Consider the following 23,333-nt stretch of genomic DNA (forward strand, 5'->3'; position numbering starts at 1 on the left):
CGGCCGGGAGCGCCTCCGCCCGGTGCTCGAAGAGCGCGGGGCTCACGTACCGCGATTCCTGACGCGGCGGCCTCTTCCGTCCCACTCGAATCGTGACCGGGCCTGCCCGGCGGGCCACGCGCACACTAGGCTCCAGCGATGGACCGAGTCACCGATGTACCCCACACCCCCGCCCCGGCCGCGGATCCGGCCCGGACGAACGACTACGACGGCTTCGCCGAGGCCTACGCGGCCGACAACGAGAACAACATCCAGAACGCCTACTACGAACGGCCCGCGATGCTGGCCCTGGCCGGGGACGTGACCGGCCGCCGCATCCTGGACGCGGGCTGCGGCGCGGGCCCCCTGTCCGCCGCCCTGCGCGACCGCGGCGCCGATGTCACCGGTGTCGACGCCAGCGCCGGAATGCTGGCGCTGGCCAGGCGAAGGCTCGGGGACGACGCGGACCTGCGCGTGGCCGACCTGAGCGATCCCCTCCCGTTCGAGGACGGCGCGTTCGACGATGTGGTCGCGTCGCTGGTGCTGCACTACCTGGAGGACTGGGGCCCGACGCTGGCCGAGTTCCGGCGCGTGCTCAGACCCGGCGGTCGGCTGATCGCGTCGGTGCAGCACCCGTTCACGGACTACGCGATCCAGGACCCCCGGCCCGACTACTTCGCGACCACCAGCTACACCAGCGAGTTCACGTTCGGCGGGCGGACCGTTCCGCTGAGGTTCTGGCGCAGGCCGCTGCACGCGATGACCGACGCCTTCACCGCCGCCGGGTTCCGCCTGTGCGCCATCAGTGAGCCGAAGCCCGATCCGGCCGCCCGGGAGCTGTTCCCCGACGAGTTCCACGCCCTGTCGACCAGGATCGGCTTCCTCTTCTTCGTCCTGGAGGCGCCGCCGTCGCCCGCCGGTGCGTGACGGCCGCCATCACCGCGCGGCCCCGGCGCGGGTCAGCCCGCGCGCAGCGCCTCGATGACCGGGCGTTCGACCGGCGTGGGCCGCTCCGCGTCCAGGTCGAGTTCCCCCACGGGCAGCAGCGGCGGCTGGGCCATGAAGCGCGGTGAGGCGCCCCGGTGCGGCTGGGCGGCGTGCACGAGGAACGGATGGCACAGGAAGACGTCCCCGGCCGCGCCCGTGGCCAGTGCCTCGGGGCGGCCCTCGCTGGCCGGGACGGCGGCGCCGCACAGGTCCATGAACTCGCGGCCCCCGTCACCGGCGTCGGCCAGCAGCGGCGGCACGTCGCGGTGCGAGCCCACCCGGATGCGGGTGGGGGCGTCGTCGGGGCCGACGTCGGAGAACAGGAAGAGCATCAGCAGGGCCCGCCCGCGCGAGCGGAGGTTGACGCGGGCCTCCCCCCGGGCACCGGCGAACGAGGCGTCGAGGTGCCACCCGGCGTCGCCGGGGTCCTCGTCGCTCGGGAAGCGCACGGGGAAGGTGCCGAGCCCTCCCAAGCGCTGCCAGCGGCCCTCGCCCACCAACCGGTCGAACGCCTCGTGCAGCGCGGGGGCGGTGGCGGCCTCCCGGAACGGCGGGTCGTGGTAGCCGCCGAGGCGGACGACCGGCCGGGTCCAGGTGGCGGGGTCGTCGGGCTCGCAGCCGAGGTCGGCCCACAGCCGCTCCCGGCCCCGGTCGGCGAGTTCGCGCGGAAACGCCCCGCGCAGGGCGACGAACCCGTCCTCGACGAAGGCCCTGATGTCGTGATCGGTCAGCATGAACCGGTTCCCCTCTCGTTCACCGGCCACGTTAGGGAGCACTCCGGGGGAGCGACCCGACAGTTGCGGTTCGTCTTCGGTCGGGAACGCCGGACCACGGCCGCTCGCGACGCACGGAGTCCGTCCTTCCCCTCGGCCGACCTGCCTGCCGTTCGGGGTGGCGGCGGCCCCGTGGCATGCGCGGGGAACGGGTGCGGCGACCTCCTCGCGCCGTAGCCCGCTGGTCCTGCGGTACTGCCCGCGCGGCGGGCCGACCTCCTCCGGTCGCAGGGTCTGGCGCCGGTCGCGCAGGACCTCCGCCAGCCCGGTGCGCTCTGTCACGACGGTCCTCTCCTCGGGTGCCGCCTGGTTCGCAGGGCCTGTCCACCGCCCCGGACGGCGGCAGCCACGGTCCGCCGTTCCCCCGTGCGCGGCGCAGAGGCGGTCCGGCGAGCCTGTGATCGGCAGGTCCTGGATAGGTCCGCGCCGTCCGCCCAGGATCGGTACCAGGGCCCGAGCGGGACCCGGGAAGGCGAGCGGACGCGTGCTCGCCCACCGCCCCGACGTGCCCTCGCCCACCGCCCCGGAGCGGTCGCGGGCGAACGCCACCGGCGCCTTCGCCGGTGGCGCGGCCGTCCGCTCCGGGAGCACCCGCACCGGGACCACCCGCGCGGACCGGGGCCGCCGGACCGACCCGGCGACGGGGACCCGGCGGCGAACCCCCAGCAACGACACGAGGGAGAACGACCATGCCACGTCGAACCATCGACATCACCGTGCCCGACCTGACCGGCAAGCGCGCCGTCGTCACCGGCGCCAGCGACGGGATGGGCCTGGCCATGGCCAGGCGGCTGGCCGCCGCGGGTGCCGAGGTGATCATGCCCGTCCGCAACACGCGCAAGGGCGAGGACGCGATCGCCGGGATCCGGCGGACGGTGCCCCGCGCGGACGTCTCGCTGCGCAGCCTCGACCTGTCCTCCCTCGCCTCGGTCGCCGCCCTCGGCGACGCCCTGCGCGGGGAGGGCCTGCCGATCCACATCCTCATCAACAACGCGGGCGTGATGAGGCCTCCGAACCAGCAGACCACCACCGACGGTCACGAGCTCCAGTTCGGCACCAACCACCTCGGCCACTTCGCCCTGGTGGGCCACATACTCCCGCTGCTGCGCGCCGGCCGGGCACGGGTGACCTCGCAGATCAGCGTCTCCGCGCGCCGCGGCTCCATCAACTGGGAGGACCTGAACTGGGAGCGTTCCTACGACGGCATGCGCGCCTACAGCCAATCCAAGATCGCGTTCGGGCTGTTCGGCCTCGAACTGGACCGCCGCAGCACGGCGCACGGGTGGGGCATCACCAGCAATCTCTCCCACCCCGGGGTGGCCCCGACCAGCCTCCTGGCCGCCCGCCCCGAGATCGGCCGCGGTGAGGACACCCCCCACATCCGCCGGATCCGGGCCCTGTCGGCCCGCGGAATCCTGCTGGGCACCCTTGAGACGTCGAAGCTGCCCGCGCTCATGGCCGCGACCGATCCGGCCGCCAAGCCGGGCGCGCTCTACAGCCCCAGCGGCCTCGGGAGGCTGGGCGGCCCGCCGTCCGAGCAGCGGCTGTACCCGCCGCTGCGCAGCGCGCGGGAGGCCGCGCGCGTCTGGCAGGTCTCCGAGGAACTGACCAGGGTCTCCTTCCCCGCCGCCGTCTGACCGCCCTGTCCGACCGCCGTCTGACCGCCGCCCGCACGACCTCCCCACGACCCACGGAGACCGCATGAGTACAGTCGCCCCCCGCACGCCCAGACCCAGGAGCCCCTGGTGGGTGCTCGTCGGCAGCGGCACCGCCAACGCCGTCGGCCCCCAGATGTACCTGGCCACCATCGGCCTGTTCGTACTGCCGATCGTCGAGGACACCGGCTTCAGCCGCACGACCGTCACCGGGGCCTTCTCGGTCGCGGCGGTCGGGATGGCGATCGGTCTGGTCGTCGTCGCCCAGCTCGTGGACCGCTTCGCCGCGCGGTACATCCTCGTGCCGGGGTTCGTGCTGTTCGCGGCCTCCATGGCGCTGATCGGTCTGGTGCCGCCGGTCGAGTGGGTCTACCTCGTCCCGTGCTTCTTCGTGGGCTTCTTCGGGGCCGGGACGGCCGTGCCCGCCACCAGGGCGGTGGTGAGCTGGTTCGACAACAACCGCGCCCTCGCCGTCGGAGTGGTGACGGGCATCATCGGGCTGGGCTCGGCCCTGGCCCCGCTGCTGGCCGGAGCGCTCATCGAAGGCGTCGGATGGCGGACGGCCTACGGCCTCATGGCGCTGATCTCGGTCCTGGTGTCGGTCACGATGGTCACCCTGTTCGTGCGCGCCCGTGCCGAACGGCACGTGCGCGGACGGCTCGTCCAGGAGGCCCGAGTGGAGGGCCGTGAGGTCAGCCTCGAACTCCCCGGCCTGACGGTCGGCGAGGCGGTCCGCACCCGGCAGTTCTGGGGCATCGCGCTCGGACTGGGCCTGGTCGGGGTCGTCGTCTACGGCCTCCAGGTCCACCTCGTGCCGATGATGACCGACCGGGGGCTGAGCGCCGACCAGGCCGCCACCCTGCTGGTCGTCTTCGGCCTCGCCTCGCTGGTGGGCCGGGTGGCCGGCGGCCTCATCCTCGACCGCGTGCACGCGGGCGTCATCGGTCCGATCGTGATGATCGCCCCCATCATCGGCATGTTCTTCCTGGAGCCGCCGTTCGGTGTCGCGGTCGTCGCGGTCGCCTTCATCGGCGTCGCCTTCGGCATCGAGGGCGACCTGCTCGCCCTGCTCATCACCCGCTACCTGGGCACGCGCTACTTCGGCCGCATCCTGGGCCTGGTCCAGGCCGCGTTCCTCCTGGGCAGCGCGCTGGGGCCGTTGCTCCTCGGGCTGGGGTACGACCTGCTGGGCTCCTACGACCCCGTCATCCCCGTCCTGATGGGTGTCCTCGTCGTCGGCGCGGTCCTCATCGCGACCCTGGGCCGCTACGTCTACCCGGCCGTCAACGGCTTCGACCGCCTCGCCGCCCGCGACGAACTCGCCGCCGCCGAGGTGCTGAGCGACATCGCCGGGAGCGGCGACGCCCACGGCTCCCCGGACAGGCCGCGGGCCGAGGCACACGGCTGAGCGGCACGAGAGCGGTACACCACCGGGCAGTCGCGGGCCCGGGGACCACGGACCCGTTCCATCCGCCCGGGCCAGAACCCGTGGGCGCACCCCCTGGCCCGGACGGACGGCCAACACCCGACCGCCAACACCAGACCGCCAAGGAGAGACCTTGACCGCCAAGGAGAGCCCATGACCGAGCAGAGCCCGTGGCCGACGCGGAGGGCGGGGCGGTCGACCGTCCTGGCCCAGTTCGGCCACACCCGAGCCGACCTGACGCAGTGGGCGCTGACCACCGGCGACGTGCTCGCCGACGCGGTCGTCGCCGAGATGCACCAGATGGGGATGCGACAGGCCAGGCCCGTGGTGAACAAGGGCATCCGGGAGGGACTGGCCTCGCTCACCGACCCGCCTCCGGCGCTGGAGGCGCTGCTGCGGCAGACCGAGAGCGTGCCCGACTACGTGGACGACTCCCTGCTCGACCAGGGCTCCATGCCGTTCTACACCTCGCCGCCGCCGGTGCACATCATCGCGCTCAACGCGGGCTCCCTGATCCGGGTCTACGAGTCACCGTCGATCTCCAAGGTGCTGACGACGACGGGTCGGCTGGTCGAATCCGCGCAGCGGCGCATCCAGGAGACCGGGGCGTGGCTCACCCAGGTCATGCTGCCCGGCGGCCTCCGCGTCGGGCAGCCGGGCTACGTGGCGACCCTGGAGGTGCGGATGCTGCACGCGCACATGCGAAGGCTCGCGCTGGACCGCGGCTACGACAGCTCGGCGGACGGCTGCCCGATCAACCAGGTCGACCTGGGGCGGACCTGGATGGACTTCACCCTGACCGCCTACACGGCCGAGGGGCTCCTGGGGTTCGGGCTGAGCAGCCGCGAGCAGGCCGAGCTGTACCGCTACTGGTGGTACGTCGCCCACCTGCTGGGGATCGACGCGCGCCTGGTCGAGGGGATCACGGGCAACGGGGCCGCCGCACGCCTGGACGCCGTGTTCCAGACCGTGACCGGACCTGCCACGGAGGAATCGGCCGTGCTGGCGGACGCGACGCTGGCCTCGGCGACCTCCGCGCTGCACGCGATGCTCAAGGTCCCCGGCGAGCTGGCCCGACCGGCGCTGAACGCGATCGCCCGGCGGATCCACGGCGACGGCGTGTGCCAGGACCTGCGGATCCCTCCGGCCCCTATCGCCGACGCGTGGCTGGGCCCGGTGCTGTCCGGGCTCGCGCTGGCGCGCGAACGCCGCCGTCAGGACCCGAGGCGGTGGCAGGCCGCGATCGACCAGAACCTGGCGGCCGCCCGCGATCTGGTGGCCCGGCCCGGCCAGCCGACCGCCTACCAGCGCGGCGCCACCGGCTCCGAGGACTGAGGGAGCGGCCGCGAACACGGGCGTGGCGGGTTGGAGGCTTTCCAGCGGAGCAAGGGGCTGGTGCTCGGCACCGCTACCGTTGGCTGCGGCGGATACCGCTGACGGAAGTGGTGCGGACGGGTGGCCGCTGCTGGGAGACGATCGAGAGGGCGCACTTCTCGGCCGGTATTCTGCGTCCATGGTGTTTGCAGGGCAGGGTGCTTCGTCCGCTTTGTCTGTTTCTCAAGGAGTTGGAAAAACGGCTGCTTGCCGCTGGTAAGTTCGCAGGTCGTTGACTGGTGCTCCCCGCGCACGCGGGGATGGTCCCAGGGCCATCCGCATGTCGGACTTGTCAGCCTTGTGCTCCCCGCGCACGTGGGGATGGTCCCCCGGTGGTGGGGAGGGCGTTCGGCGACGGGCCGTGCTCCCCGCGCACGCGGGGATGGTCCCAGCGTGTCCGCCCACTCCGACACCACCGTGCCGTGCTCCCCGCGCACGCGGGGATGGTTCCGACGCTTCAACCCGGACCCAGGACCTGTTGGGGTGCTCCCCGCGCACGCACCGACATACCACGGACTACTGCTGGCGGGGGTTCTGGTCCCAGGGGCCACTCTGTGGTGGCTGCTGCTCGTAAGACTGCTGCGGGTACTGCTGCTGCGGGTATTGCTGGGGTGGGTAGTAGCCCTGGTTCATCTGGTGGTGCGGATGGTGGGTGTACTGCTGGGCGGGCCCCTGACCGGCGGCCTGGGCGTGGAACGCGAAGAACCACCGGGATACGGGCCGGTGCAGCAGGACCACTCCGGCGATGGCCAGGGGGAACAGGAACAGCGCCCAGATGACGCTGTTTCCGCCGAGCAGCAGCATCGACTGCATCACGATCTGGATGATGAGGACGACCTTGGCCATGGTCCGGGCCCAGGAACGGCCGCGGGTGACGGGGTACGCTGCCACCGCCATGAGCACGCCGATGACGGTGTGGGGCAGAGAGGCGCCGAAGGCGTATCCGGGCTCGACGCCGAACATGGGTGCGGTGGTCATGTTGAGGACGAGCACGGCCAACGAGATGGCGGCGGAGGTCCAGAGCACCGCGGCCAGGCCACGCACCGGCCCAGGGAGGGGAACCCGCTCCGGGTGGGTGGTCGGGCCGTGCTGTGGGGGCTGGGGTTGCATGGGGGCCTTTGCTGTCGGGGGAGTGTCGGGCCGGAGAACGGCAGGGCAGGGGTCCGCCACGGTCGGCTCGTGCCGTGCACCGTATGGCGGGTCTCCACGGTGGCAGAGCCGTCGAAGTGGAATCAGAACGTAGTTTAGTGTCCGTTCCGATACGCCTCGTGGCGGTTCTCCTGGCCACATGTGGCCGTGTGAGCCTTCGCCGCGCCCTGGGCGGCCCCGCCCGGAGTCCGGGGCCCGAACGGGGCGCGGACACCGGGGCGGGCCGCTACCCGGCCCGAAGTCCGCGGACACGGCACGTCCCGAAGGCACCGACCACGGCGGTGCCGGGCCCCGGCGGTCCGGCGGGCGCGAGCCCGCCACCGGCCCCCGGACCGACCCGGGTGTCACCGCGTGCGGAGGGTCACCTCGCAGCCGCCGCCGGAGGGGACGGAGGCGTGTCCAGATCCGCTTCCTCCCCCTGGTCCGGACCGAGACCGGGCTCGGCGGCCCCGGGGCCGGGGGCAGGACCCGGAGCGCCGGAACGGTAGCGGTCGTCCTCGCGGAGCCAGCGCACCAGGGAGGCGGCGACCAGGCTCAGGATGAAGATCAGCGGGAAGGCGGTCACGACCGACAGGGTCTGCAACGCGTCGGTGCCTCCGGCCGACATCACCGAGACCGACACCGCAGCCAGGACGACGGCCCAGAGCACGCGGTTGGACCTTGAGGGCTCGACCTCGTTGGGCAGGTCACGGGAGGTGGCCGCGCCCATGATGTAGGACGCGGAGTCCAGCGTCGTGGCCAGGAAGACCAGCAACAGCAGCAGGAACAGCGGGGTGATGATCCAGCTGAGCGGGAACGCCTCCAGCGTGGCGAAGATGGCCGACACCGCGCCCTCGGACTCCAGGGTGTCGACGATGGGCGCCTGCCCGCTCAACTCGAAGGCCATGCTGGAGTTGCCGAGCAGCGCGAACGAGAGCCAGCAGCCCAGGCTGCCGAAGCCGCACATGCCCACGATGATCTGCCGGACGGTGCGCCCCTTGGAGATCTTGGCGCAGAACATGCCGACGAACGGCCCGTAGGAGATCCACCAGCCCCAGTAGAAGACCGTCCAGACCTCCTCGAAGCCCGACCCGCCGACCGGGTCGGTGTAGGTGCTCATCCGGACGATGTTCTGGGCGAGCATGCCCACGCTGTTGGTGAAGGTGTCGATGACGAAGACCGCCGGGCCCAGCACCAGGACCAGGACGCCCAGGGCGGCGGCCAGGTAGAGGTTGAGGTTGGCCAGGCGCTTGAGTCCGCGGTGCAGGCCCAGGGCGACACTGCCCCCGAACAGCACGGTCCACAGGCCGATCACGACGGTGTTGAGGGTGGCGCCCGGCTCGAAGCCCAGCATGCGGGAGAAGCCCTCGGCGACGGTGGGCACGGCCAGGGCCAGCGAGGTCCCCGCCGCCCCGATCATCCCGAGGATGAAGAAGACGTCGATCAGGCGCCCCGGCCAGCGGTCGACGCGGTCGCCGAGCACTCCGCGGCAGGCCTCGCTCAGGCGCAGGCGGCGGATCCTGCGCACGTGGTAGGCGTAGGCCAGGGCCAGGGTCGGGACGCAGAAGACCGCCCAGGCGGTGGGGCCCCAGTGGAAGAGGGGGTAGGTGGCCGACCACTCGGCGGCCTCGGCGCTGTGCGGTTCGAGTTGGAACGGGGGATCCACGTGGTAGTGCGCCCACTCGATGATCCCCCAGTACATGAGGCCGCCGCCGATCGCGGCGGTGAAGATCATCGCGAGCCAGGTGGGGGTGGAGAACTCGGGGCGGTCGTCGGGGCCGCCCATCCTGATGCGGCCGTACCTGCTGAAGAGCAGCCAGACGAGCAGCACCGCGAGTGCGGCGACGAACCACATGTACACCCAGCCCAGGTCGGACTGGAGCCAGGACAGGACCTGGCCGAGCAGGCGTTCACCCGTCCGCGGCGCGACCACGAACGGTGCGCTGAAGCCGATCACCATGATCAGCGCGGGCCAGAAGACTGTTTTGTCGATGTTCCAGCGGATAGCTCGGGTCACCTCCGGGGTCGAGGGCGTGGACTATCCAGTTACTACTGTGTTGCGCTTGACTAATCAACCAGTCAGAATCGCTCCACCACTGTTCGACGCCCACTGCCGTGCGCTGCCGTTATGGCGAAAAGCGTTTAACAGCAAGGGTTTCTTGGGTAGTGAAGCGTCCGGAACGATGCCTCTGTAACGAAGTGACAACCACGGCCGCGTTGCGAAAATCGCCATGGTGCTGTTACGTTCCCACCGTGAGCGACAACGTGGCCGACGACGTGCGCGGCAGGGCCCGCGAGGCGATCCGCCGATCCGGCCTCTCCCAGCGCCAGTTCGCGACCAGACTCGGCATCGACCCCAGCAAACTCTCCAAGTCCCTGACCGGCACCCGGCGCTTCACCGCCCTGGAACTGGCCGGTATCGCCGACGAGACCGGGGTGACGGTCAACTGGCTGCTCAACGGCAAGGACGACGCGGAGACGGTCTCGGCGGTACCGCGCGACTCGTCGGCGGTACGGCCGACCTCCGCGAGCCTGGCGGACCACCCCGCGGCCGCCCGGGAGCACAGCCGCAGGCTCCAGATCATCGAGGCCGCGTGGACCCTCATCGCCGAACGCGGCTTCCACTCGGTCCGCGTCGCCCAGGTCGCCCAGGCCTGCGGGACGTCCAGCGCCACCGTCCACTACTACTTCCCGACCCTCAACGACCTCCTGGTGGAGGCGCTGCGCCACTCGGTCAAGCAGGCCTTCGACCGCCAGGTCGCGGGGCTGCACACCATCGAGGACCCCTACGAACGCCTCCTGCGGCTCATCGAACTCCAGCTCCCCGACTCCGAGCGCCTGCGGCTGGAGTGGTCGATCTGGCTCCAGGTGTGGACGGCCGCGGCGCTGGACCCCCAGATGCGCGGACTGCACACCGACTCCTACCTGCGCTGGCACGAGACCATCGCCCGCACCCTGCGGGAGGGCCGGGAGAGCGGGGTCTTCGCCGACTTCGACGTCGAGGAGATGACCAGACGCCTCACCGCCCTCATCGACGGTATGGGCATCCAGGTCATGACCGGGATGCCCGGACGGTCGGTCGCCCACATGCGTGACACCCTGCGCTCGGTCATCGACAGCGACGTCCTGGGCCGTCGCAGGGCCCCGGGGGACAGCGATGCCCCCGGCGACAGCGGTATCCCAGGCGACAGCGACCCCCCGGGGGACAGCGATATCCCAGGCGGCAGCGACCTCCCGGGCCGCAGCGACGCCCCGGGGGACTGAGCCAGCCCGCATTCGACCCGGCCCCCTTCGGAGCCCCCACCTCGGTTCCGCGCGCCCGAAAACGCCCCCTCCGGCCCCCGAGGGCCGCCCGTTCACAGAACCCGCAACCCCGCACACGCACGGAGACGGAGCACCGCCTTGAGCGACACCATGAACCCCAAACCCATCCTGACCTGCGCCCTCACCGGCGCCGGGGACACCGTCGGCCGCAGCGAGCACGTGCCGGTGACGCCCGAGCAGATCGCCGCCGCCGCGGTCGAGGCCGCCGAAGCCGGCGCCAGCGTGGTGCACATCCACGTCCGCGACCCCGAGACGGGCGCCCCCTCCCGCGACAACGCCCTCTACCGGGAGGTCGTCGACCGCATCCGCCAGACCGGCGTGGACATCGTCATCAACCTCACGGCGGGCATGGGCGGCGACCTGGTCATCGGCCAGGAGGACCCGCTCGAGTTCGAGGAGGGCACCGACCTCGTCAACGGCCTGGACCGCCTGCCGCACGTGGAGGAACTGCTGCCCGACATCTGCACACTGGACTGCGGCAGCCTGAACTTCGGCGACGGGAGCCAGGTGTACATCTCCACCCCGGACATGCTGCGCGCGGGTGCCAAGCGCATCCAGGAACTCGGGGTCCGCCCGGAGCTGGAGATCTTCGACACCGGCCAGCTGTGGTTCGCCAAGACCATGCACGCCGAGGGCCTCATCGACGACCCGTCGCTGTTCCAGCTGTGCACCGGCATCCCCTACGGGGCGCCGTCGGACCCGGGCGTCCTCCAGTCGATGGTGAACCTGCTCCCCGAGGGCGCGCAGTGGGCGAGCTTCTCCATCGGCCGCAAGCAGATGCCGTGGGTGGCGCAGTCGGTGCTGCTCGGCGGGCACGCCCGGGTGGGGCTGGAGGACAACCTCTACCTCAGCCGCGGGGTGAAGGCCACCAACGGCCAGCTCACCGAGAAGGCCGTCAACATCATCGAGCAGCTCGGCGCCCGGGTGGCCACACCGGACGAGGCCCGCGCCATGCTCGGGCTCCGACGCGCCGCCTGACCGCCGCCCCGCACGAACCGCCGACCACACGAGGAGCACGATGACGGAGAACGCGAGAACCACCCCCGAGGCCGTGCGCACGGTCGCCTGCGTCGGAGCGGGTGTCATCGGGGGCGGCTGGGTGGCCCACTTCCTGGGCCGCGGCTACCGGGTGGTCGCCTGGGACCCCGCCCCGGACGCCGAGAGCAAGTTGCGCGGGCTGGTCTCCTCGGCCTGGCCCGCCCTGGAGGAACTGGGCCTGGCCGAGGGCGCCTCCACGGCGAACCTGCGGGTCGTGGACACACTGGCCGAGGCCGTGGCCGACGCGGACTTCGTCCAGGAGAGCGCTCCGGAGCGCCTGGACCTGAAGATCGACCTGCTGGCCGAGATCGACGCCGCCACCCCCGAGGGCGTGGTCATCGCCTCGTCCACCTCCGGCTACAGCATGAGTGAGATGCAGGTGGGGGCCCGCACGCCGGGGCGGCTCGTCGTCGGGCACCCGTTCAACCCGCCCTACCTGGTGCCCCTGGTCGAGGTGGTCGGCGGCGAGCGCAGCGAGCGGTGGGCCGTCGACTGGGCCTCGGACTTCTACCGCGCCGCGGGCAAGTCGGTGATCACCATGGAGCGGGAGCTGCCGGGGTTCATCGGCAACCGGATCCAGGAGGCCGCCTGGCGCGAGGCCCTGCACATGGTCGCCGAGGGGGAGGCCACCGTCGAGCAGATCGACCTGGCGATGACCAGCGGCCCCGGGCTGCGCTGGGCCTTCTTCGGCCCCTGCCTGACCTTCCACCTGGCCGGGGGAGAGGGCGGCATGGCGCACATGCTCGACCACTTCGGCCCGTCCCTGAAGTCCCCGTGGACCCGCCTGGAGGCGCCCGAACTCACCGCCGAACTGCGCGACCGCATGGTCGCGGGCACGGACGAGGTCGTGGCCGGGCGCTCCACCGCCGAGCTGATCGCCCAGCGCGACCGCCGCCTGATCGCGGTGGCCCGCGCGCTGGAGGAGGTCGAACGCGCCGAGGCCGCCGAGGCCGCCGGGCGTGCGGGGGGAGACGCGTGAACGCGACGCTCACCCAGCGGCTGCGGCCGGAGTGGATCGACTACAACGGTCACCTCAGCGAGGCCTACTACGTGCTGCTCTTCGGGTTCGCGACGGACGCGCTGATGGACCGGGTCGGTCTGGACGCCGCCTACCGCGAGCGGTCCGGCTGCTCGCTGTACACGGTGGAGGCGCACGTGCGGTACCTGCGCGAGGTCGCCGCGGACGACGAGGTCGAGGTCCGCACCCGGGTGGTCGGCCCGGGCCCGGACCGACCCGGCGTCAAGAAGGCGCGGATCTGCCACGAGATGCGGGTCGGCGAGGTCCTGGTGGCGACCGAGGAGCTGATGGCGCTCCACGTCGACCAGGCGCTGGGTCGGGCGGTCCCCTTCCCCGAGGAGGCCGCCGCGCGCCTTGCGGCCCTCGCCGAGCCCGCACCCGACTACGCGGGCCGCGCCGTCGGGGGGTAGTCCGCGGGCGCCCCCGACGAGGCCGGGCGGATGCGGCGCCGGGGCCACGGAGTCCCGCGGAGCCTCCGCAGCCGGTCCGCGGGCGTCCAGGCCGGGGCCGTGCCGTGCCCTGCGCCCGGGAGGACGTCGCGCGCTGCGGTCCAGTCGACTCCCGGGACGGCGGGGACAGGCTCGGCGGTGCCCACGCGCGAGCACCCGGTCGTCGTGGGCGGCCGGGTGCTCCGCTGGCGGTCTCCCCGTCCCGCTGGCGCTTCGGGATCAGCCCACGAGCATGCGGGGGACGAGGTAGACGAGCTCGAAGGCCTCGTAGGCCGCGCCGACGACGAACAGCGCCAGCGCGGGCAGGCCCAACCAGCCGGCCTGCCGGAGTCCGTGGAGGTAGCCGCGGCGGCGGTCGGGGGCGCCGACCGCCGCGGGGCACAGCCAGGACCTCCCGATGAGGTAGGCGCCGAGCATGAGCAGGGCGTAGGCCTGGAACTCGATGACGAGCGCCAGAGAGTGCGGGATCATCAGCGTGGCCGTGGCCTCGTCGACGGGGGCCAGGATCACGCCGGTCTCGTACGCCTTGTGGGCGAAGAGGGGGATCCCGGCGAAGGGCACGACCATCGAGGGCAGCATGATCCTCAGCAGGGCGACGGTCAGCACGTTGACCCCGAAAATGGTCAGGCCGAACAGCCAGGGGTTCGCGAACAGCTCACCCACCAGGTCGGCCGTCCCGTCCTCCTGCTGGGAGCCGACCTGGGCGGCGTTCAGTTCGGGGAAGGCCAGGGCCGCCCCCACGCCGACGAGGAACACGCCGTAGGCGATCGCGTTCATCACGAGGTAGGCGCCGAGGTTCGCGCGGATGATCCGGAAGGGCTTGCGAAGGCTTCGCACGTGTCTGGCTCCGTGTTCGATGGGGCTGGTTCGATGGGGTTCGGGGAGCCGCCGGGGCTCCCGGTGCTCGGTACCGGGCGAACGCGCGCCCGCGGCGCCGGCGTTCAGTTGCTGCCGTCCAGCAGCGCGTTCCAGCGCAGCCGGGTCGCCCGCTCCACGCTGGAGGTCGAGGCGCACAGCCCGAGCGCGACGTTGAGCCACAGCGGCAGGTCGACGGGCGAGGTGAAGGTGCCGAAGCGCTCGGCCACCGGCGGTACCTGCGAGACCGCTTCGACGATCTGCGGGACGACGAGAAGGATCGGCACGACCAGCAGGACCAGCGACACCGTCCTGACCAGGCGGCCCAACACCGGGTGCTCGCGGTCCAGGCGGGCGCGGCGGCCCTCCGCCGAGCGTTCGTCCGGAACGAGCTGGCGCTCGTCGCCCCCGGCGGCCACGTAGTGGCAGCGTTTGAGCCCGAAGGCCGTCGACTCCACCTCGATCACCCCTCCCGGCACCGGGAAGACCGCCGGGAGCGTGGACTCCAGGTGGTGCCTGCCGTCCAGGTAGAGGTGGGCCCTGCCCTTGCCGTCCTCGGTCATGACCCGCTGCCAGTAGGGCACGTCGACGGAGTAGACCGCGCGGTGCCCGTCGCCGTCGGTCAGAGGCAGGTGGAACAGTGCGCGGGAGAGCGGCTGCCACCAGCGGAAGCTTTTGAGCGGACGGCCGTTTCCGTCCTTGATCCGCTTGGCCGCCTCGCGCCGTCCGCGTTCCTTGATCACTTCGGGCTCCCTGTCCGCTCGTGAGTACCGATGGCCGACCCGGCGCGGTATCGCGACCGCCGCACACCCGTCGCCGCTGGGGGCGTACCTGGCGTGCTCGGTAGCGGACCGGTCACGATCGGCGCTCGTCCCTATTTCAGAGGCTGCCCTCGGGGCAGGGTCAAGCCGGGGAGCCGTCCGGTTTCGGGGACGGCGTACGGACGGTGGCCGAACGAGGGAACGAGTGAACGCCGCTTGACCCTGCCCCCGGGGCAGGGTGTGGACTGTGTGTCCGTGCGGGGCGCGGCGCCGCCCGCGGTCGCGGCGGAGGAGGAGGCATCGCGTGGCCTGGAGCACTCAGCAGCTCGCCGAGCTCGCCAACACGACGGTCAAGGCCGTCCGGTACTACCACGAGGTCGGCCTGCTGGACGTGCCGGAGCGGGCGGCGAACGGATACAAGCAGTACCAGGTCCCGCACCTGGTCCGTCTGCTCCAGATCAAGCGGTTGAGCGATCTGGGCGTCCCGCTGTCGGAGGTGGCGTCGATGGGGCGGGCGGACGAGGACCCGGACGAGGCGATCCGCGTGCTGGACAAGGAGCTGGAGGCGACGGTCGAGCGGCTCAACCGCGTGCGGGCGGAGCTGGCCGTCATCCTGCGCCACCGCGCACCGGCCTACGTTCCCCCCGCGTTCGCGCCGGTCTCCCACGAGCTCTCCGACCGGCAGCGGTCGTTGCTGATGGTCTACTCGACCGTTCTCAGCGAGAGGTCCGTGGAGGAGTTCCGCGCGCTGATCAGCGATCCCGACGAGACGGACGAGGAGTTCGAGGCCCTACCCGAGGACGCGGACGGGGCCGTGATCGACCGCCTCGCCGCGCGCATGCTGCCGGTCGTGCGCAGGCGGCGCGAGGAGAACCCGTGGTCGGCCGACCCCGCCGGCGACGCGCCGGGCGGTGCGGAGCGCGCCGAACGCACGATGGCCGAGGCCATGGCGCAGCTGTACAACCCCGCGCAGCTGCGGGTGCTCAAGCGTCTGAGCGCCCTCATTCGGGACGAGGTTCCGGACGGGGGCGGCGACGCGCCCTGACACGGGGCCGAGGGGCTCCGGAGCCGCAGGGGTCAGCGCTCGTGCCCGTGCCCCTGGCGGGTCCGGGCCTGAGCGGACCCGTTCGCGGCGGGACGCCGCACCCTCACCAGCTGCGCGAGCAGGGCCAGCACGGGCAGTTCCACCAGCGGTCCCACGACCAGCGCCACCGCGATCAGGGGCCGGTCGGGGAAGGCCGCGACCGCGACGGCCAGCGCGATGGGCGAGTTGCGGGCCGTGGTGGTCATGACCAGGGTGACCCCCTGGTCCGCCGGAAGGCGCAGCATCCGGGACAGGCCGGTGGCGACCAGCGGCAGTGCCACGAAGAAGACCGCCAACGGCGGCAGCAGGGCGAGCAGGTCGGCGCCGTGCTCCAGGACGGTGCGGGCCTGCCAGGCGAACATCGCCAGCACGGCCGCGTACAGCAGCGGCAGGACCAGGCGCGAGGCCGGTCCGGTGACGTACTGCTCACGCCAGGCGGCTCCCCCGAACCGGCGCGAGGCCCACCGCAGCACCGTGGCCAGGGCCAGCGGGACGACGAGGACGAGCAGCACCGACTCGGCCAGGGTCGCGGCGTCGACCATCGCGGCCCGGCCGCCCAGCAGCAGCACGTACACCGGCAGCAGCACGAGCTGGAGGACGAGGTTGACCGGCAGCAGGGCGGCGGCGATGCCGGTGTGCCCGCGCGCCACGGCGGTGAAGACCAGGTACCAGTCCGTGCACGGGGTCACCAGCAGCAACAGCAGACCGATGCGCAGGTCCGGTTCGCCCCCGAGCAGCCCCGCTCCCAGGGCCCAGGCCAGGAGCGGGGTGAACACGAAGTTGAGCGCCAGGCTGACGGCGACCAGGGTCCTGGCGCGCCTGACCTCGCCCACGTGGGCGGCGTCCATCTGCACGAACACGGCGGTGAGCATCGCCAGCAGGGCGGGCAGCACCACGTGCCCGGCCGCGGGACCGACGGGCAGCAGCAGGCCGGTCCCGAGGCCGATCAGGGCGGCCAGGGCCACGAACAGGCTCTGGAGGCGTTCGGCCAGCGACATCGGTTCAGTGCTCCTCGGCGGTTTCGAAGACCCGTGTCAACACCATGTGCCCACGGTAGGCCTTCGAGACGGCTCCGAGGCCGGGTCCGGTACGCGTACGCCCGGCACCTCGGGGAGGAGCCCTGAATCCGACGGTGGGCGTCAGGCCTCGTCGAGGTCGACGGTGGGCAGGGGCTTGACCGCCGGGCCGTTGAGCACGCTGCCGTCGGTGTCGTACCGGGATCCGTGGCAGGGGCAGTCCCAGCTGGTCTCCGCCGCGTTCCAGGCCAGGCGGCAGCCCAGGTGGGTGCAGTTCAGGCTGACGGCGTGGAGCCCGCCCCGCTCGTCGCGGTACGCGCCGACGGAGTCGCCGTCGACCTCGATGACGCCGCCCTGTCCCCGGTCCAGGTGGCGGGCGTGGTGGGGATACAGGCGGCCCAGGTGTCCGCCGACCATGTCCGCGCCGACCTTGAGGTTGTCCTTGATCAGCCGTCCCACGGCCTTGGCGTCACCGACGCGGGTCGCGTCGAACATCGCCTGCCAGGGGTTGTCGCGGCCCTGGAGGATGTCGTTCAGGATGACGGCTGCGGCGGTGCCGTTGCTCAGGCCCCACTTGTTGAACCCCGTCGCCACCAGGATCCGGTCGTTCATCGACGAACGGCCGATGTAGGGCACCTGGTCGGCCGTGGTGTAGTCTTGGCCCGACCAGCGGTACTCCACCGCGTCCACGTCGAAGGTGGACCTGGTCCACTGTTCCAGGTCGTCCCACAACGCCTGGGTGTCCTGCCCGGTGCCGGTCTCGTGACCGCCGCCCACCACGATCAGTCCATTGGGGCCGCGGTCCAGCCACGGCCGCGTGGACCTGCTGGGCGAGTCGATGGAGATCGCCATCTCCTGCGGTGCCGGTCCGTGGAGCCGGGCCGCCAGCCCGAAGGACCGGAAGGGGCGCGTCCTGGCGAAGTACCCCCCGATCATGTTGATCGGCAATAGCGTCGCCACCACCACGGAGCCCGCGCGGACCGTCGCGTCGTCGGTGCGCACCCGCACGGTGCCGTCCCGCTCCTCATCCACCTCCAGCACGCGGGTGTGCTCGAACACCTGCCCTCCGGCCGCCGACAGGGCCTCGGCCAGCCCGGCGACGTAGCGGCCCGAGTGGAAGTGCAGCTGGTGGTCGAACCGTACCGCCGCCTCGATCCCGAAGGGCAGGTCGGTCGTCTCCACCAGCGACGCGGGAAGGCGCAGGCGCTGGGCCGCGGCCGCCTCCTCCTCCAGGGTCCGGCGCTGCTTGGGTTCGCGGGTGTAGGCCACGGCGGGCGCGCGGGTGAGGTCGCAGTCGATGCCGTACTCACCGGCGAGTTCGGCGACCAGTTCCACCCCGGCCTGGTTGGCGTCGGCGTACACGCGGGCCAGGTCCTGGCCGTACCGGTCGACCAACCCGGCGTAGACCAGCCCGTGCTGGGAGGTGACCTTGCCGGTGGTGTGCCCCGTCGTGCCCTGGCCCAGGCGCCCCGCCTCCAGAACCGCGACGCTGCCCGCACCGGCCCGCCGCGCCAGCAGCGCGGTGGTCAGCCCGACGATGCCGCCTCCCACCACCGCGACGTCGACTTCCACGTCCTGGTTCAGACGGGGAAACTCCGATCGGTTCTCCACGACCGTCCACACGCTCCTGTGCTGCATCCTCTGCCCCTCCCGGTCAGGTCCAGACGCCGTCGGCCCCCGTGCGACGGACAGCGCCTACACCAGCTACCCAGCGTTCCCGGTCGCTACCGCCGGAGTCCCGGGTCGGGGCATGGCCTGATGCGACTTCCAGCGCCGGGGGAGGGGTGGTTCGGCTTTGGTGGTTCCCGAGGTGGAGGGGAATGGTGGTCTGTATGTTTGGTTCTCTGGAGCGACAGCGTTTTGGTGGTTGGTGAGTTTTTTTGGTTCCTTTGGGGCCTGTGGTGCGTGTGTCTGTTTCTGAAGAAGTTGGAAAAACGGCTGCTTGCCGTTGGTAAGTTCGCAGGTCGTTGACTGTGCTCCCCGCGCACGCGGGGATGGTCCCGCGTTGCCATTGCGCTCCGAATAAGCGCGGGTGTGCTCCCCGCGCACGCGGGGATGGTCCCCGCGACCCGAGGGCGAGCAGGGCCAGCAGGCCGTGCTCCCCGCGCACGCGGGGATGGTCCCTCGGCCGAGGCCGGATGGAAGCACCCGGTGTTGTGCTCCCCGCGCACGCGGGGATGGTCCCGGCGTGCTCCGGCGACTGGGACTGTGGCTTAAGTGCTCCCCGCGCACGCGGGGATGGTCCCACGGCGAACCCGCCGCACCCTGGCGCCTGGCCGTGCTCCCCGCGCACGCGGGGATGGTCCCACGTCGCCTTGGCGGATGTCCTCCACGCGGCGGTGCTCCCCGCGCACGCGGGGATGGTCCCTCGGTGCCCTTGGCCTCGCGGGCAAGGACACCGTGCTCCCCGCGCACGCGGGGATGGTCCCAAGGGCGTCGTGATCAGCGCCAACGTCATCGAGTGCTCCCCGCGCACGCGGGGATGGTCCCGGCATGACCGGGCACGTCACCATCGAGGGCGGGTGCTCCCCGCGCACGCGGGGATGGTCCCGGAACACCTGGACAAGCTCTCAGACCTGCGGGGTGCTCCCCGCGCACGCGGGGATGGTCCCTCGGGGCCGGGTGAGCTGCCGGTGGTGGTGCTGTGCTCCCCGCGCACGCGGGGATGGTCCCCACGCGGTGCGCCAGGCCGGGGAGGGCGTGGTGTGCTCCCCGCGCACGCGGGGATGGTCCCTCCCACATGTCGTGCATCGTCGAACTCTCCTTGTGCTCCCCGCGCACGCGGGGATGGTCCCGCGCGATGCAGCGCGGCGAGCGCGCCATGGAGGTGCTCCCCGCGCACGCGGGGATGGTCCTGGTGTGACGAATGTCAGGAAAACCGCCCCAGAGTGCTCCCCGCGCACGCGGGGATGGTCCCGATCCCACCCGCGTCGAGGGCCGCCACGCCGCGTGCTCCCCGCGCATGCGGGGATGGCATTCGTCGTCTCCGGAAAACCGCTCGACGGCTTCGCGGCGTCCTGACACAGTGGCGCACCATGACGGGTTCCGAATTTGTGACCGCCGCGGACGTGCGGCTCATGCAGGGGCTGGCGCAGCGCGTCACCGCGATCCGCCCGGACCTGGTGAACAGCGACGCGTCGTTCGGCGAGCTGGCCTGGAACTGGGGCCGGGGGCACGCCAGCGACGGCGCGACCTGGCCGCGTCGGCTGTGGTTCTCCGGCGGGGAACTGGTCGCGTGGGGCTGGGTCCGCCTTCCGCGCCGGGTGAGGCTGAGCGACGGTTCGGTCAGGGACGCCACCGGCGCCTACCTGATGCACCAGGTCCACCCCGACCACGCCGGACTGGTCGACGAGGTGATCGCCTGGTACGACGCCACGGCGGCGGGCCTCGAACGCACGGTGCTGCCCAGCGCCGCCGACGGGTTCGCCCTGGAGCGGTGGGCCGCGCGCGGCTACGGGACCGACCCCGACTCGCTCGGCGACGACGGGACCTGGACCCAGCTCAACGAGCGCGACCTGACCGACGTGGAACAGCCGGTGCTGCCGACCGGATTCCGGTTCCGCACCGCCGACGAGGCCGGACCGGAGGCCGCGGTCCGGGCCCACCTGGACGCCTGGGCCCCCTCGGCGTACACGGCCGAGGCCTACCAGGGCGTCCGGCGCACGGCGGGGTACCGCGGCGACCTGCACGTCCTGGTGGAGGCTCCGGACGGGACGATGGCCTCCTCGACCATCATGTGGCTCGACGAGGCCAACGGGACCGTCGAGTTCGAGCCGGTCGGTACGCACCCGGACTACCGGCGTCTGGGGCTGGGCAGGGCGATGCTCCTGCACGGGATGCGCCTGGCGGGGGAGGCCGGGGCCACGCACGCGACGGTCGCCTGCCTGGGCGCGCCGGGACACCCCGAGGCGCGCGGGCTGTACTACGGCGTCGGGTTCCGGATGCTCGTGCGGGACGCGCCGCTCGTCAAGACGGCGACCGCGGAGTGAGATTCGTGTGACTCCTGATGCGTGAGGTGCGCGTGTGGTCTCCGGTGACCTCGGGTAGGGGCGGGCCAGTCACCCGACAGGGAGGAGAACCGGACATGAGCGTTCCAGAGGAGTCCAGGCCCAAGACCACGGACACCGACCAGGTCGTCGACGCCGACCACGGCGACGACGCCCGCGAGCCGGACACCCGAGGAGAACTGGAGGCCGAGCTCCAGGACAGGATGGAGGAGCAGGACCTCAGCCGCGAGGACTTCGGCTCGGAGTGAACCGGCCACGGTCCCGGAGCCGCACCGGCCGACGGCGGCTCCGGGACCGGCCTGTCCGCGCGGCAGACGGATAGGCTCCCCGTATGGGCGACCCCTCCGCGCACGCCGCTCCCGACCCCCGGGACCCCCTCACCCGTCTCCGCCTCCGCGCCAACCGGAGCGAACGCGGCAGGAAGGTCTTCTTCGGTCTCTACCAGGGCCTCTCCTTCGGCTGCGCCATGGGCTTCGCCCGTTTCCTGCTGAGCGGGTCCGACCCGTGGACCTCGCTGTTGCACGGCGTCATCGCCGGAGTGGTCTTCAGTTCGTTCATGGCCCTGTTCGCCACTCCGCCGCGTCCGCGGGTGTCCCGCGACCCGGCGGCGCAGGCCGCCATCGCCCCCGAGACACTGCGCGCCGCCACGGACCGGCTGATCCTCGGCCGACCCGGCACCGACCCCGAAGCCAACCGTGTGGCCGCCCTCCAGGCCGAACAGGTGCTCAACGCCCCCTCCGTGAGGATCCCGGTGGCGGTGGCGGCCCTCGTCGCGGCCGTCTGCTCCCTGGGTGCACTCGCACTGCCCTCCGATGAGGCGATGGACTTTCCGCGCGCCCTGCTGGGGGCGGTCGCCCTCGCCTGTGTCCTGACGCCGTGCTTCCTGCTCCCGGTGCGGCTCCTCCACCGGCGGCGCAGCAGGGAGTTCCTGGCACTCCACACCCCGTCCGACCGCGACCGCTCCGACTCCGGCCGCGACTGAATCGGGGCCCCGTCCGGGACCGCGCGTCGGCCCCGCCCCACCCCGCCCACAGGCGGATACGCTGTCCCGGTCCGCGCGAGGCGCGCGCGGACCCGCGAACAGCGAAAGCGAGACGATGAGCCCTTCGATCGCCACCAACACCCGTGTCGACCTCGACGGCCTGCTGGAGTTCGTGCGCCCCCGCCACCACGCGCTCCTCATCACCCGCCGCGCGGACGGCGAGCCCCAGGCCTCCCCGGTGACCTGCGGCGTCGACACCCGGGGTCGGATCGTGGTCTCCACCTACCCCGAGCGCGCCAAGACCCGCAACGCCCGGCGCGACCCCCGGGTCAGCGTCGTGGTCCTGTCCGACGACTTCGACGGCGCCTGGGTCCAGGTCGACGGTGAGGCCGAGATCATCGACGGGGAGGACGCGGTCGAGCCCCTGGTCGAGTACTTCCGCGTGATCTCCGGCGAGCACCCCGACTGGGACGAGTACCGCGAGGCCATGCGCCGCCAGGGCAAGTCCCTCGTCCGCGTCACCCCGAAGCGGTGGGGCCCGGTCGCCACCGGCGGCTTCCCCGCCGACCGGGTCTGAGCCCGGCCGCCGGTCGCGGCCTCAGCCCGGGGCGGGCCGGGTCCGAAGCCACACGCCCGGCCGCCGCGGCGCGCGGGTCACCGCCCCGCCGGCGGCGGTCGCCAGTCGTCGTCCGGAGGCGCGGCCCCCCGGTCGGGCGGGTCCCCGCCCTCGGGCGGCGGCTTCCAGTCCTCACCGGATGAGGCCCCCGCGGTCCCCTCGCCGGGCCGGGCGGTCCCGAGCCCCGGCATGCTGCCCCTGTCCCAGCCGGTCGGGTACCGCCTGCCGTCGGGCCGCTCCTTCCAGTAGTCCGGCGAGCGCACGGCCTCCTGCTTGCGGATCGTGTCCCGGCGGATGATCCACAGCACGAGGAAGATCACCCCGATCGGGATGACGAGGGCCATCAGGATCCCGAACAGCGCGCCGGGTGTCGCCCACTCCATCGCCTTCCTCCTCCAGGTGGGGGCGCGGCCCTCACAGGGCCGCGAGAAGCTCACGGCACGCGCACTCGCAGCGGCGGCACGCCTCGGCGCACACCCAGCAGTGCTCGTGCCGGGCGGCGTGGCGGTCGCACTCCTCGCCGCACAGGCGGCAGGCCTCCGCGCACGCCTTGACCAGTGTCCGGACGAGGGTGTCGTCCTCCCCGGTCCGACGCGAGAGCACCCGCTGGGTGGACTCGCACACGTCGGCGCAGTCCAGGTCCAGGCGCACGCACGCGACCAGTTCGGCCACCGCCCGTTCGCCCAGGCAGGAGTCCGCGCACAGCACGCACGCCTGCGCGCACGCGCCGCAGGCCTCGATGCAGGCCCGCACCCTCTCCTCGATCCCGTCGCCCCGGCGGTCGGAGCGGGTGTCCAGCATCTGTTCGACGACGCTCATGACTCCTCCTCGAACGTTTCCGGTCCGGACCCGGGGCGGGTC

Annotated in this window: 22 protein-coding genes and 1 CRISPR repeat array; of the genes, 13 read left to right on the forward strand and 9 right to left on the reverse strand. The window is 72.4% G+C overall.

Annotated features, from left to right (window positions below):
* Positions 1–138: 138 nt before the first annotated feature.
* Positions 139–906: a class I SAM-dependent methyltransferase gene (locus tag EV372_RS21055; RefSeq protein ID WP_130397408.1), complete on the forward strand. Its 768-nt coding sequence runs from the start codon at positions 139–141 to the stop codon at positions 904–906.
* A 32-nt stretch (positions 907–938) separates the two neighbouring features.
* On the opposite strand, the gene EV372_RS21060 is transcribed toward EV372_RS21055, so the two are convergent.
* Positions 939–1,700, reverse strand: coding sequence for a phytanoyl-CoA dioxygenase family protein (locus EV372_RS21060; protein WP_130397409.1), 762 nt, complete (start codon positions 1,698–1,700; stop codon positions 939–941).
* 728 nt (positions 1,701–2,428) lie between these two features.
* Here EV372_RS21060 and EV372_RS21065 point away from each other — a divergent pair.
* From EV372_RS21065 to EV372_RS21075, 3 genes are all read left to right on the forward strand, one after another.
* Positions 2,429–3,376, forward strand: a complete 948-nt coding sequence (locus tag EV372_RS21065) for an SDR family oxidoreductase (protein WP_130397410.1) — start codon at positions 2,429–2,431, stop codon at positions 3,374–3,376.
* A gap of 64 nt (positions 3,377–3,440) precedes the next feature.
* Complete coding sequence (locus EV372_RS21070) at positions 3,441–4,802, forward strand: MFS transporter (RefSeq protein WP_486484022.1); 1,362 nt, start codon at positions 3,441–3,443, stop codon at positions 4,800–4,802.
* 171 nt (positions 4,803–4,973) lie between these two features.
* A complete protein-coding gene (locus tag EV372_RS21075; protein ID WP_130397411.1) occupies positions 4,974–6,155 on the forward strand; it encodes an oxygenase MpaB family protein in 1,182 nt (393 codons plus the stop codon).
* Between the two features lie 555 nt (positions 6,156–6,710).
* On the opposite strand, the gene EV372_RS21085 is transcribed toward EV372_RS21075, so the two are convergent.
* Positions 6,711–7,220 carry a hypothetical protein gene (locus tag EV372_RS21085; protein WP_486484023.1) on the reverse strand — a complete coding sequence of 170 codons (510 nt, stop codon included), beginning with the start codon at positions 7,218–7,220 and terminating at the stop codon, positions 6,711–6,713.
* Between the two features lie 484 nt (positions 7,221–7,704).
* On the reverse strand, positions 7,705–9,339 hold the full coding sequence (locus tag EV372_RS21090; RefSeq protein WP_130397414.1) for a BCCT family transporter: 1,635 nt from the start codon (positions 9,337–9,339) through the stop codon (positions 7,705–7,707).
* A 236-nt stretch (positions 9,340–9,575) separates the two neighbouring features.
* Between EV372_RS21090 and EV372_RS21095 the strand changes: the two genes are divergently transcribed.
* From EV372_RS21095 to EV372_RS21110, 4 genes are all read left to right on the forward strand, one after another.
* Positions 9,576–10,586 (forward strand): TetR family transcriptional regulator C-terminal domain-containing protein, encoded by a 1,011-nt coding sequence (locus EV372_RS21095; RefSeq protein ID WP_130397415.1) that lies wholly within the window; start codon positions 9,576–9,578, stop codon positions 10,584–10,586.
* A 138-nt stretch (positions 10,587–10,724) separates the two neighbouring features.
* Entirely contained in the window at positions 10,725–11,624 is a 900-nt protein-coding gene (locus EV372_RS21100; protein WP_130397416.1) for a beta-keto acid cleavage family enzyme, read from the forward strand.
* A 40-nt stretch (positions 11,625–11,664) separates the two neighbouring features.
* On the forward strand, positions 11,665–12,663 hold the full coding sequence (locus EV372_RS21105) for a 3-hydroxyacyl-CoA dehydrogenase NAD-binding domain-containing protein (protein WP_130397417.1): 999 nt from the start codon (positions 11,665–11,667) through the stop codon (positions 12,661–12,663).
* Positions 12,660–13,112, forward strand: coding sequence for a thioesterase family protein (locus EV372_RS21110; protein WP_130397418.1), 453 nt, complete (start codon positions 12,660–12,662; stop codon positions 13,110–13,112). The genes EV372_RS21105 and EV372_RS21110 overlap by 4 nt, the downstream gene beginning before the upstream one ends.
* 258 nt (positions 13,113–13,370) lie before the next feature.
* Here the strand turns inward: EV372_RS21110 and EV372_RS21115 are convergent, their stop codons facing one another.
* Complete coding sequence (locus EV372_RS21115; RefSeq protein WP_130397419.1) at positions 13,371–13,988, reverse strand: stage II sporulation protein M; 618 nt, start codon at positions 13,986–13,988, stop codon at positions 13,371–13,373.
* Between the two features lie 104 nt (positions 13,989–14,092).
* Entirely contained in the window at positions 14,093–14,749 is a 657-nt protein-coding gene (locus EV372_RS21120) for a hypothetical protein (RefSeq protein ID WP_130397420.1), read from the reverse strand.
* 322 nt (positions 14,750–15,071) lie between these two features.
* Here EV372_RS21120 and EV372_RS21125 point away from each other — a divergent pair, with 322 nt between their 5' ends.
* Entirely contained in the window at positions 15,072–15,812 is a 741-nt protein-coding gene (locus EV372_RS21125) for a MerR family transcriptional regulator (protein ID WP_130397421.1), read from the forward strand.
* A gap of 32 nt (positions 15,813–15,844) precedes the next feature.
* On the opposite strand, the gene EV372_RS21130 is transcribed toward EV372_RS21125, so the two are convergent.
* Together EV372_RS21130 and EV372_RS21135 are read right to left on the reverse strand one after the other, a co-directional pair.
* A complete protein-coding gene (locus tag EV372_RS21130; RefSeq protein WP_130397422.1) occupies positions 15,845–16,849 on the reverse strand; it encodes an arsenic resistance protein in 1,005 nt (334 codons plus the stop codon).
* A 141-nt stretch (positions 16,850–16,990) separates the two neighbouring features.
* Entirely contained in the window at positions 16,991–18,505 is a 1,515-nt protein-coding gene (locus EV372_RS21135) for an FAD-dependent oxidoreductase (RefSeq protein ID WP_130397423.1), read from the reverse strand.
* A gap of 335 nt (positions 18,506–18,840) precedes the next feature.
* A CRISPR array of direct repeats spans positions 18,841–19,845; the repeat unit is 29 nt; unit sequence GTGCTCCCCGCGCACGCGGGGATGGTCCC.
* Positions 19,846–19,902: 57 nt separating this feature from the next.
* Between EV372_RS21135 and EV372_RS21140 the strand changes: the two genes are divergently transcribed.
* From EV372_RS21140 to EV372_RS21150, 4 genes are all read left to right on the forward strand, one after another.
* On the forward strand, positions 19,903–20,856 hold the full coding sequence (locus EV372_RS21140; RefSeq protein WP_130397424.1) for a GNAT family N-acetyltransferase: 954 nt from the start codon (positions 19,903–19,905) through the stop codon (positions 20,854–20,856).
* A gap of 95 nt (positions 20,857–20,951) precedes the next feature.
* The gene (locus EV372_RS29145) at positions 20,952–21,122 is read left to right on the forward strand and encodes a hypothetical protein (protein WP_165436016.1); all 171 of its coding nucleotides are present in this window, start codon (positions 20,952–20,954) and stop codon (positions 21,120–21,122) included.
* A gap of 83 nt (positions 21,123–21,205) precedes the next feature.
* On the forward strand, positions 21,206–21,856 hold the full coding sequence (locus tag EV372_RS21145; RefSeq protein WP_130397425.1) for a hypothetical protein: 651 nt from the start codon (positions 21,206–21,208) through the stop codon (positions 21,854–21,856).
* Between the two features lie 115 nt (positions 21,857–21,971).
* Entirely contained in the window at positions 21,972–22,433 is a 462-nt protein-coding gene (locus tag EV372_RS21150) for a PPOX class F420-dependent oxidoreductase (protein ID WP_130397426.1), read from the forward strand.
* 77 nt (positions 22,434–22,510) lie between these two features.
* On the opposite strand, the gene EV372_RS21155 is transcribed toward EV372_RS21150, so the two are convergent.
* Together EV372_RS21155 and EV372_RS21160 are read right to left on the reverse strand one after the other, a co-directional pair.
* Complete coding sequence (locus tag EV372_RS21155; RefSeq protein ID WP_130397427.1) at positions 22,511–22,855, reverse strand: hypothetical protein; 345 nt, start codon at positions 22,853–22,855, stop codon at positions 22,511–22,513.
* A 31-nt stretch (positions 22,856–22,886) separates the two neighbouring features.
* Positions 22,887–23,291: a four-helix bundle copper-binding protein gene (locus EV372_RS21160; RefSeq protein WP_013152398.1), complete on the reverse strand. Its 405-nt coding sequence runs from the start codon at positions 23,289–23,291 to the stop codon at positions 22,887–22,889.
* Between the last annotated feature and the right edge of the window lie 42 nt (positions 23,292–23,333).

It is taken from the genome of Nocardiopsis sp. CNZ308, from assembly GCF_004217075.1.